Annotated in this window: 9 protein-coding genes; all 9 read left to right on the top strand. The window is 72.3% G+C overall.

The window, feature by feature from the left end; translation table 11 throughout:
* Window positions 1–549: 549 nt before the first annotated feature.
* From BJF79_RS23905 to BJF79_RS23870, 9 genes are read left to right on the top strand one after another with little or no spacing between them, the layout of a single operon-like run.
* On the top strand, window positions 550–1,281 hold the full coding sequence (locus tag BJF79_RS23905) for an MlaE family ABC transporter permease (RefSeq protein WP_075900612.1): 732 nt from the start codon (window positions 550–552) through the stop codon (window positions 1,279–1,281).
* Between the two features lie 3 nt (window positions 1,282–1,284).
* Window positions 1,285–2,121: an MlaE family ABC transporter permease gene (locus BJF79_RS23900; RefSeq protein ID WP_075900608.1), complete on the top strand. Its 837-nt coding sequence runs from the start codon at window positions 1,285–1,287 to the stop codon at window positions 2,119–2,121.
* Window positions 2,118–3,431: an MCE family protein gene (locus BJF79_RS23895; RefSeq protein WP_075900606.1), complete on the top strand. Its 1,314-nt coding sequence runs from the start codon at window positions 2,118–2,120 to the stop codon at window positions 3,429–3,431. Before BJF79_RS23900 ends, BJF79_RS23895 begins: the two co-directional genes overlap by 4 nt.
* The gene (locus BJF79_RS23890; protein ID WP_075900604.1) at window positions 3,428–4,468 is read left to right on the top strand and encodes an MCE family protein; all 1,041 of its coding nucleotides are present in this window, start codon (window positions 3,428–3,430) and stop codon (window positions 4,466–4,468) included. Before BJF79_RS23895 ends, BJF79_RS23890 begins: the two co-directional genes overlap by 4 nt.
* On the top strand, window positions 4,465–5,493 hold the full coding sequence (locus tag BJF79_RS23885) for an MCE family protein (RefSeq protein ID WP_075900610.1): 1,029 nt from the start codon (window positions 4,465–4,467) through the stop codon (window positions 5,491–5,493). The genes BJF79_RS23890 and BJF79_RS23885 overlap by 4 nt, the downstream gene beginning before the upstream one ends.
* The gene (locus BJF79_RS23880) at window positions 5,493–6,497 is read left to right on the top strand and encodes an MCE family protein (RefSeq protein WP_075900602.1); all 1,005 of its coding nucleotides are present in this window, start codon (window positions 5,493–5,495) and stop codon (window positions 6,495–6,497) included. The genes BJF79_RS23885 and BJF79_RS23880 overlap by 1 nt, the downstream gene beginning before the upstream one ends.
* On the top strand, window positions 6,494–7,513 hold the full coding sequence (locus tag BJF79_RS23875) for an MCE family protein (RefSeq protein WP_083733769.1): 1,020 nt from the start codon (window positions 6,494–6,496) through the stop codon (window positions 7,511–7,513). Before BJF79_RS23880 ends, BJF79_RS23875 begins: the two co-directional genes overlap by 4 nt.
* Window positions 7,513–7,944 (top strand): MlaD family protein, encoded by a 432-nt coding sequence (locus BJF79_RS61285; protein WP_262402485.1) that lies wholly within the window; start codon window positions 7,513–7,515, stop codon window positions 7,942–7,944. The genes BJF79_RS23875 and BJF79_RS61285 overlap by 1 nt, the downstream gene beginning before the upstream one ends.
* On the top strand, window positions 7,917–8,768 hold the full coding sequence (locus BJF79_RS23870; protein WP_075900600.1) for a hypothetical protein: 852 nt from the start codon (window positions 7,917–7,919) through the stop codon (window positions 8,766–8,768). Before BJF79_RS61285 ends, BJF79_RS23870 begins: the two co-directional genes overlap by 28 nt.
* Window positions 8,769–9,159: the final 391 nt, after the last annotated feature.

The raw sequence follows: 9,159 nt of genomic DNA, 5'->3' as shown, positions 1-9,159 counted from the left end.
CCCGCGCCGCCCTCGGTGCCGGGCTGCTGCCCGCCGCCCGAGGCGCCGCCGGACGGCGCGCCGGCCGCGGGGTTCTGCGCGGACGAGCCGCCGCCCGAGTCGTCCTCGCCGCCGCACGCGGTGAGGCTGAGCGCGGGCACCAGCAGCAGGGCCGCGAGTTGACGTCGGTTCACAGGAGGTTTCCTCTCGGCGGGTGCAATCCGGACATTATGCGCCGCCCGGCGGGGGTCGGCTTTGTCATGTCGCGCAGGATCGCGGGCCGCGCCTTGTCACGTGCGTGACAACGGACGCCCCGGCCCGGTGCGGCCCCCGAAAAATGCTCCGCCGCGGATGAAAAAGCACGAGACCGTGCGAGCCGAAGATGTCATCGTCCGCTAGAAATGCGGGCACCCGCAATTTCGTGCAGTTCGACGCCTTGTCCGCGCAATTCTCCGCCGAGTAACTTGAGCCGCCGGAACCCGGAAAAAGGGAAAGTGTGAAAGGAGGTCCGGAGTCGTGGCCGTGCCCGTCATCGAATACCCGCTGAACGCGCTGCGCGAGGCCGGACGGATGTTCGCGCTCGGCGCCACCGTGCTCGGCATGGCGTTCCGCCGCCCGTTCCAGTTCCGCGAGTTCGTCGAGCAGTTCTGGTTCATCGCGAGCGTGACGATCCTGCCGACGGCGCTGGTGTCGATCCCGTTCGGGGCCGTCACGTCCCTGCAGGTCGGGTCGCTCACGCAGCAGTTCGGCGCGCAGTCGTTCACCGGCGCGGCGAGCGTCCTGGTGGTGATCCAGCAGGCCAGCCCGATGATCGTGGCGCTGCTGGTGGCGGGGGTGGCGGGCTCGACGATCTGCGCCGACATCGGCGCCCGCACGATCCGCGAGGAACTGGACGCGATGGAGGTGCTCGGCGTCTCGCCGGTGCAGCGCCTCGTCGTCCCGCGCGTGCTGGCCTGCGTCGCCGTCGCGTTCCTGCTGAACGGCCTGGTCTCGGTCGTCGGCGTCGCGGGCGGCTACTTCTTCAACGTGCTGATGCAGGGCGGGACGCCCGGCGCGTACGTCGCGAGCTTCTCGGCGCTCGCGCAGCTCCCCGACATCTACGTGGGGGAGGCGAAGGCGATCCTGTTCGGGTTCGTCGCCGGCGTCGTCGCGTCGTACCGGGGGCTGAACCCGAAGGGCGGGCCGAAGGGCGTCGGGGACGTCGTCAACCAGTCGGTCGTCATCACGTTCCTGCTGCTGTTCCTGCTCAACCTCGTGATCACCGGGATCTACCTCCAGGTCGTCCCGCCGAAGGGAGGGTGAGCGATGGCCGTGCTCGGCACGCTCCGCGCGGGCCCGTCCCGCTGGTTCGGCTGGCTGGACGCCCCCGGCGACCAGGGCCTGTTCTACGTGCGGGCGCTCCTGTGGGCGCCGCGCGCCACCCGCCGCTACCGGCGCGAGGTGCAGCGGCTGCTGTCGGAGGTCGCGTTCGGCAGCGGCGGCCTCGGCGTGATCGGCGGCACGATCGGCGTGATGGTCGCGATGACCCTCGCCACCGGCGTCGTCGTCGGCATGCAGGGCTACTCGGCGCTGCAGCAGATCGGGACGTCCGCGTTCACCGGGTTCGCGTCCGCCTACATCAACACGCGGGAGATCGCGCCGGTCGTGTCGGGGCTGGCGCTGTCGGCGACGGTCGGGGCCGGGTTCACCGCGCAGCTCGGCGCGATGCGGATCGGCGACGAGGTCGACGCGCTGGAGGTCATGGGCATCCCGAGCCTGCCGTACCTGGTGACGACCCGCATCGTCGCGGGCGCGGTCGCGATCGTCCCGCTGTACGCGGTCGGGCTGCTGTGCGCCTACCTGGCGTCCAGGGCGGTGACGGTGCACGTCAACGGGCAGTCCGCGGGGACCTACGACCACTACTTCGGGCTGTTCCTGTCGCCGGTCGACGTCGTGCTCTCGTTCTTCAAGGTGCTGGTGTTCAGCGTGCTGGTGATCCTCTCGCACTGCTACTACGGCTACCGTGCGGTCGGCGGTCCCGCCGGGGTGGGCCGGGCCGTCGGCCGCGCGGTTCGCACCTCGATCGTCCTGATCAGCGTCAGCGACTTCTTCTTCAGCCTGGCGGTGTGGGGGACGACCACGACGGTGAAGGTCGCCGGATGAGCGCCCGGCGGACGTCCGGACGGCGGCGCCGCGCGGCCCCGCCCGTCCTCGGCAGGCGGCTCGCGGGCGTGGCGTTCCTGCTGGTCCCGGCGCTGCTGATCTGGCTGTCGATCGCCGTCTACGACAAGCGGTTCACCGACGTGGCGTGGGTGACGCTGCGGACGGCGAGCGCGGGCAGCGAGATGCGGCCGCACGCGGACGTGAAGCTGCGCGGCGTCGTCGTCGGCGAGGTCCGCGAGATCGACTCGGACGGACGGGTCGCGACGCTGCGGCTCGCGATCGACCCCGCGCGGGTGCCGATGCTGCCCGCGAACGTGTCCGCGCAGCTCCTCCCGACGACGCTGTTCGGTGCGCGGTACGTGGCGCTGATCCCGCCCGCGCGGCCCGCCGCGGCGCGGCTCGTCGGCGGCAGCGTGATCAGCCAGGACCGGTCGGCGAACGCGATCGAGCTGCAGCGCGTCCTCGACAACCTGTATCCGCTGCTCACCGCCGTGCAGCCCGCGAAGCTCGCGGCGACGCTCACCGCCGTCTCGCAGGCCCTGGACGGGCGCGGCGGCGAACTCGGCGAGACGCTCGTCGACCTCGACGCGTACCTGAAGGAGATCAACCCGAGCGTCCCGGCGCTCAACCGCGGCATCCGGGAGCTCGTGCAGGTCACGCACCACTACGAGCAGGCCGCACCCGACATCCTCCAGGCGCTCAACGACTTCTCCTACACCAGCCGCAGCATCGCCGCGCAGCGCGAGGACCTCGGACGGCTGTACGCGTCCCTCACCGACGCGTCGCGGAACCTTTCGGACTTCCTGCACGAGAACAGCGAGAACTTCATCCGGTTGACGGCCGAGAGCCGCCCGACGCTGGAGCTGCTGCGCGAGTACTCGCCCGCGTTCCCCTGCACGCTGGAGATGCTGACCGACTTCGTGCCCGTCATGGACGAGGTCCTCGGCGAGGGCACCGATCGTCCCGGGCTGCACGTGAACGTCACGACCGTGCCGTCCAAGGGGAAGTACGTGCCGGGCCGCGACCGCCCCCGCCACACCGAGGCCGACGGGCCGCACTGCTACCCCGTCCCGTACGGGACGACGGCGGGCGCGCGAGCGCCGGGGCCCTCGCGGCCGCCCCGCCGGACGCCGTCGTCGCCCGTCGCCGTCGCGCCCGGCGCGCTCGGCCTGCCGAACTCGCCGCAGGAGAACCGGATGGTGAACGAGCTGCTGGCGCCGTCCGTCCAGGAGGTCCCGGAGGCGCTGCCCGGCTGGAGCAGCGTGCTCCTCGGGCCGCTCTACCGGGGCGCGGAGGTGACGCTGAAGTGAAGCGGAGGAGCCTCGCCCGGCCGCTCGCGAAGTCGCTGGCGTTCGTCGTCGTGACCGTCCTCGCGACGGGGCTGCTGGCGCTGTCCATCGGACGGTTCGGCGCCCGCGACACCGTCTCGTACAAGGCGCGGTTCACCGACGCGTCCGGGCTGCGCGACGGCGACGGCGTGCGGATCGCGGGCGTCGAGGTCGGACGGGTGGAGGACATCGACGTCGTCGACCGGCGGACCGCGGAGGTGACGTTCGCGGTCGAGCGGGGCCGCGAGCTGCCCGCGACCGCCACCGCGACGATCAAGTACCTGAACCTGATCGGGCAGCGGTACGTCGCGCTCGGCCGCGGCACCGGCGCCGCCGGGGCGCTGGCGCCGGGCGCGACGATCCCGGTCGAGCGGACGACGCCCGCGCTGAACCTGACGCGGCTGTTCAACGGGTTCCAGCCGCTGTTCCAGGCGCTGTCGCCGACGGACGTCAACAAGCTCGCCGGGTCGCTCGTCCAGGTGCTGCAGGGCGAGGGCGGGACGGTCGAGGGGCTGCTGTCCACGATCGGGTCGCTGACCGGCGGGATCGCCGCGAAGGACGAGGTCATCGGGCAGGTGATCGACAACCTCAACGCCGTCCTCGACACCGTCAACGCGCGCGACGACGAACTCGGCTCGCTCGTCTCGACGCTGCGCGAGCTGGTCTCCGGCCTCGCGTCGGACCGGACGGCGATCGGCGAGGCGATCGGCGCGCTCGACGAACTCGCCGGCACCACCGCCGGGCTGCTGCGGGACGGGCGCGCGCCGCTGAAGCGCGACATCGAGCAGCTCGGACGGCTCTCGGAGAACATCGCGGACGAGTCGGACACCGTCGGCCGGTTCCTGGAGACCCTGCCGGTGAAGATGGAGGCGATCGGGCGGGTCGCGTCCTACGGGTCGTGGCTGAACCTCTACATGTGCGAGGCGGCCGTCACGGGCGTCGTGTACGAGCAGTACCCGGGCGAGGAGCACCCGGCGCCGTCCGGAGTGCCGCTGACGGACGCGAGGTGCGGCGCATGAGACGTCCCAGGTCGAAGCCGGTCCGGGAGCGGAACCCGATCGTGGTCGCCGTCGTGTCGGTCACCCTGCTGACCGTCGCGGCGCTGCTCGCCTACAACGCCAAGGACCTGCCGGTCGTCGGCGGCGGCACCCGCTACACCGCCGACTTCGCCGAGGCCGCCGGGCTGCGGCCCGGCAACGAGGTGCGCGTCGCGGGCGTGAAGGTCGGCGAGGTGACGGGCGTCCGGCTGGACGGCGCGAAGGTCGCCGTGGCGTTCCGCGTCCGCGACACGTGGATCGGGGACGCCAGCACGATCGCGATCGCCATCAAGACCCTCCTCGGCGACAAGTACCTCGCGGTAGACCCGCTCGGCGCGCGCGCACAGGAACCGGGGGAGCGGATCCCGCTCGCCCGGACGACGTCCCCCTACGACGTCACCGAGGCGTTCGAGGACCTCGCCGGGACGGTCGGACGGCTCGACACCGCGCAGCTCGCGCGGAGCCTCGACGTCCTGTCCGGGACGTTCGAGGACACCGCGCCCGAGGTCCGCGAGGCGCTCTCCGGCCTGTCCGCGCTGTCGAAGACGATCGCGTCGCGCGACGCCGAACTGTCGCGGCTCCTCGCCAACACCCGTCAGGTGACCGGCACGATGGCCGACCAGAACGGGAACGTCGAAGCGCTCCTGCATGACGGCAACCTGCTGTTGGCCGAGATCCGCCGCCGCCGGGAAGCGATCCACAACCTCCTGGTCGGCACGCAGGAACTCTCCCGGCAGATCTCCGGCCTCGTGGACGACAACCAAAAGCAACTCGACCCCACCCTGCGCGCGCTCGGACGCGTCACCGACCTGCTCGAAGAGAACCAAGCGAACCTGGACCGCGCGCTCAAAACCGCAGGCCCGTACAGCCGCCTCCTGGGCAACTCCCTCGGGAACGGACGCTGGATGGACGGCTACCTGTGCGGGCTCGTCCCGCCGGAGTACCTGCCGGAGGGCCGCGAAGCCCCCGACGAGGGGTGCATGCCGCCCCGGAAGGACGGTGGCTGATGCTCCGGAGGCTGCGCGGCCCGGCCGCGCTCGTCGCCGTCGGCGCCGCACTGCTGCTGGCCGCCGCGCTCGCGTTCGTCCGCGCCCAGGGCCCCGACGGCACCCGCATCACCGTGTACTTCCGCAGCGCGGTCGGGATCGCCGCGGGCTCGGACGTGCGCGTCCTCGGCGTCCGCGTCGGCACCGTCGACTCCGTCACGCCCGAGGGGCCGCGGGTCCGGACCGTCCTGACCGTCGACCACGGCGTGCGCGTCCCGTCCGGGGCGAAGGCCGTCGCGGTCGCGCCGAGCGTCGTCGCCGACCGGTACGTCCAGCTCACCCCCGCGTACACGACCGGGCCGGCGATGCGGACGGGCGGCGTCATCGACGTGCGGAACACCGCGACGCCGATGGAACTCGACCAGGTCTACGCCGCCGTCGAACAGCTCGCCGACGACCTCGGGCCGGACGGCGCCAACGCGGACGGCGCGCTGTCCCGGGCGCTCGAAACCGGTGCGGAGAACCTCGACGGCAACGGCCGCGACATCCGGACCACCACCGAACGGATGGCGCAGGCGGCGAAAACCCTCTCAGGCTCCCAAAAGGACCTCTTCGCGACGATCCGCTCACTGCAGACGTTCACCTCCATGCTCGCCGAGAACGACGGGCAGGTGCGGCTCGCCGAACGGCAGCTCGCCGACGTCGGCGGCTTCCTCGCCGCCGACCGGCACGAACTGGACGCCGCGATCCGGCTGCTCACCCGCGCCCTCGCCGACGTCGAAGCGTTCATCCGCGACAACCGCGAACAGATACGCGACAACGTGCACGAACTCGCCGACATCACCCGCACGCTGGTGAAGCAGCGCGCGTCGCTCGCCGAAGCCCTCGACGTCCAGTCGATCAACGTCGTGAACGTCCTCAACGCCTACGACCCGGCCACGAAGTCGCTGATGGGGCGGCAGAACCTCACCGAGCTGACACCGCTGCCCGTCACCGGGCGGCCCGTCCGAGGGGAGGCACCGTGACCCGCAGGGCGCTCGCCGCCGCGCTCGCCGCCACCGCCCTCGCGTCCGGCTGCGGCTTCACCGGCCTCCAGGACCTCCCGCTGCCCGGCGGCGCCGACCTCGGCGACCACCCGTACACGGTCCGGGCCCGGTTCGGCGACGTCCTCAACCTCGTCCCGCAGTCCGCCGTCAAGGTCAACGACGTCGCCGTCGGCCGCGTCACCGAAGTGTCGCTGCCCGACGACGGGTGGACCGCCGTCGTGACCATGCGGGTCAACGGCGACGTCCGGCTCCCGTCGGACGCGCACGCGAACGTCCGGCAGTCCAGCCTGCTCGGCGAGAAGTTCGTCGAACTCTCCGCGCCGGGCGACACCGGCGGCGGGCGGCTCGCGGACGGCGCGGTGATCCCCGCCTCGCGCACCGGCCGAAACCCCGAGGTCGAGGAGGTGTTCGGCGCCCTGTCGATGCTCCTCAACGGCGGCGGGATCGCGCAGATCAACACGATCACCACCGAGCTGAACCGCGCCCTCGACGGCAACGAACCCCAGATCCGCTCCCTGCTCCACCGGGCCGAACGGCTCGTCGGCGCGCTCGACGCCAACCGCGAGGGGATCATCGACGCCATCGACGGGCTGAACCGCCTCACCGCCACCCTGCGCGCCCGCGACGAGCAGATCGACGTCGCCCTCACCGACCTCGAACCGGGCCTGCGCGTCCTCGAAGAGCAGCGCGGCGCGCTCGTCCAGATGCTGACGTCCCTGGACGAACTGGCGAAGGTCGCCGTATCCACCGTGAACCGGAGCAAAGAGGACCTGATCGCCGACCTGGAGGCCCTCGAACCGACCCTCCGCAAGCTCTCCGACGCGGGCACCGACCTCCCGAACGCCCTCGAAGTCCTGCTCACCTACCCGTTCACCGACGCCGTCCTCCCCGCGATCAAGGGCGACTACCTGAACGTGTACCTCACCGTCACCGCGAAGCCGGGCACCACGATCGTCCCGCCCATCGCCCCGCTCCCCGCCGTCCAGGGGGACTGATGCTCACCCTCGGCACCCGGATCAAGAACCTCGTCTTCCTCGTCGTCGGCCTCTACGCCGTCGCCCACGTCGGCCTCAACTACGCCGACCTGGGCAAATACATCGGCCTCGCCGACCACTACGTCATCGAGGCCGAACTCCCCGAAGCCGGGGGCCTCGCCGAGAACGCCGACGTCACCTACCGCGGCTCCTCCGTCGGCCGCGTCGGCGAACTGCAACTGACGCCCGACGCGTCGTCGCCGAACTCCGCATCGACGACGACGCCCCGCGCATCCCCGAGCGCACCGAGGCCGTCGTCGCGAACCGCTCGGCGATCGGCGAGCAGTACATCGACCTGCGCCCGTCCACCGCGTCCGGCCCGTACCTGGCCGCCGGGGCCGTCATCCCGCGCTCCGCCACCACCGTGCCCCCGCCCGTCACGGACCTGCTGACCAGCGTCAACGCGCTCGCCGAATCGGTCCCGACGGACGCGCTGCGCACCGTCGTCGACGAACTCGGCATCGCGCTCGCCGGACAGGGCCCCGACCTGCGCGCCCTCCTCGACGAGACGCGCGCCTTCACCTCCGCCGCGAACGCGAACCTCGCCCCGACGCGCACCCTGATCGACGACGCCGAGACCGTCCTGCGCACCCAGAACCAGGAAGCCGCGTCCCTCAAATCGTTCGGCGAGAACGCGCGACTCCTCGCCGAACAACTCCGCGAGTCCGACCCCGCGTTCCGCGACCTCGTCGGCACCGCCCCCGACGCCGCCACCGAACTCCGCGCCCTCGTCCGCGACCTCGACCCCTCGATGAGCGTCCTCGTCGCGAACCTGCTCACGACCTCCGAACTCATTGCATACCGCACGGACGGCCTCGAACAACTCATGTCGGAACTGCCGGCCGCGGTCGCCGCGGGCATGTCGGTCGTGCACGACGGCCGGCTCACCTTCGGCATGGTCACGACGTTCTTCGACCCCCCGAACTGCACCGCCGGCTACGAGGGCACGCGGTACCGGAACGGGCTCGACACGTCCCCGAGCGCCTCGTTGAACACCTCGGCGGCTTGCACCGAACCCCCGTCGAGCGGAGTGAACGTCCGCGGTTCGGCGAACGTGCCGCACCGTCCCGTCCCCGAACCGGCGCGCGCCGGGTCGGTCCTCGGTGCCGAACCGGACTCGCGGCTGCCCGGCGCGCTCGCGCTCCCGGGTGTGCCGAACGGAACCGGGGCCGTCGACCTTCGCGGGCTGCTCGCACTTCCGGAGGCCCGTCCGTGAGCGCGCACGGGTGCCGAACCGGACACGGCGCGGACGCACGCGACGTTCGTCCGGTCGGGGGCGGCCGGTGAGCGCGGAACGCACACCCCCGAACGCGGACGAGACCGCGTGGCAGGGGGCCTTGCAGGCCGAGGGAACCGGCCCCCACCGAACGCGAAAGCCGCGCCCACCCGCAGACCGCCCACCGGAAGCGGAGGGACGGGACGACGCGGCTCATGGCGATCGGCCGCCGCGCGGGAGGCGGAACGTGCGGGCTGCGCGGCGAGGTGCCAAAGGCCGACGGCTCGCCGGACGCCGGGGGACGGGACGACGCGGCTCATGGCGATCGGCCGCCGCGCGGGAGGCGGAACGTGCGGGCTCGGCGGCGAGGTGTCAAAGGCCGACCGTTCGC

The organism is Actinomadura sp. CNU-125, from assembly GCF_001942465.1.
Taxonomy (GTDB): Bacteria; Actinomycetota; Actinomycetes; order Streptosporangiales; family Streptosporangiaceae; genus Spirillospora.
Note: the sequence above shows the minus strand (reverse complement) of the source record. Positions and strands in the feature narration are given on the sequence as shown.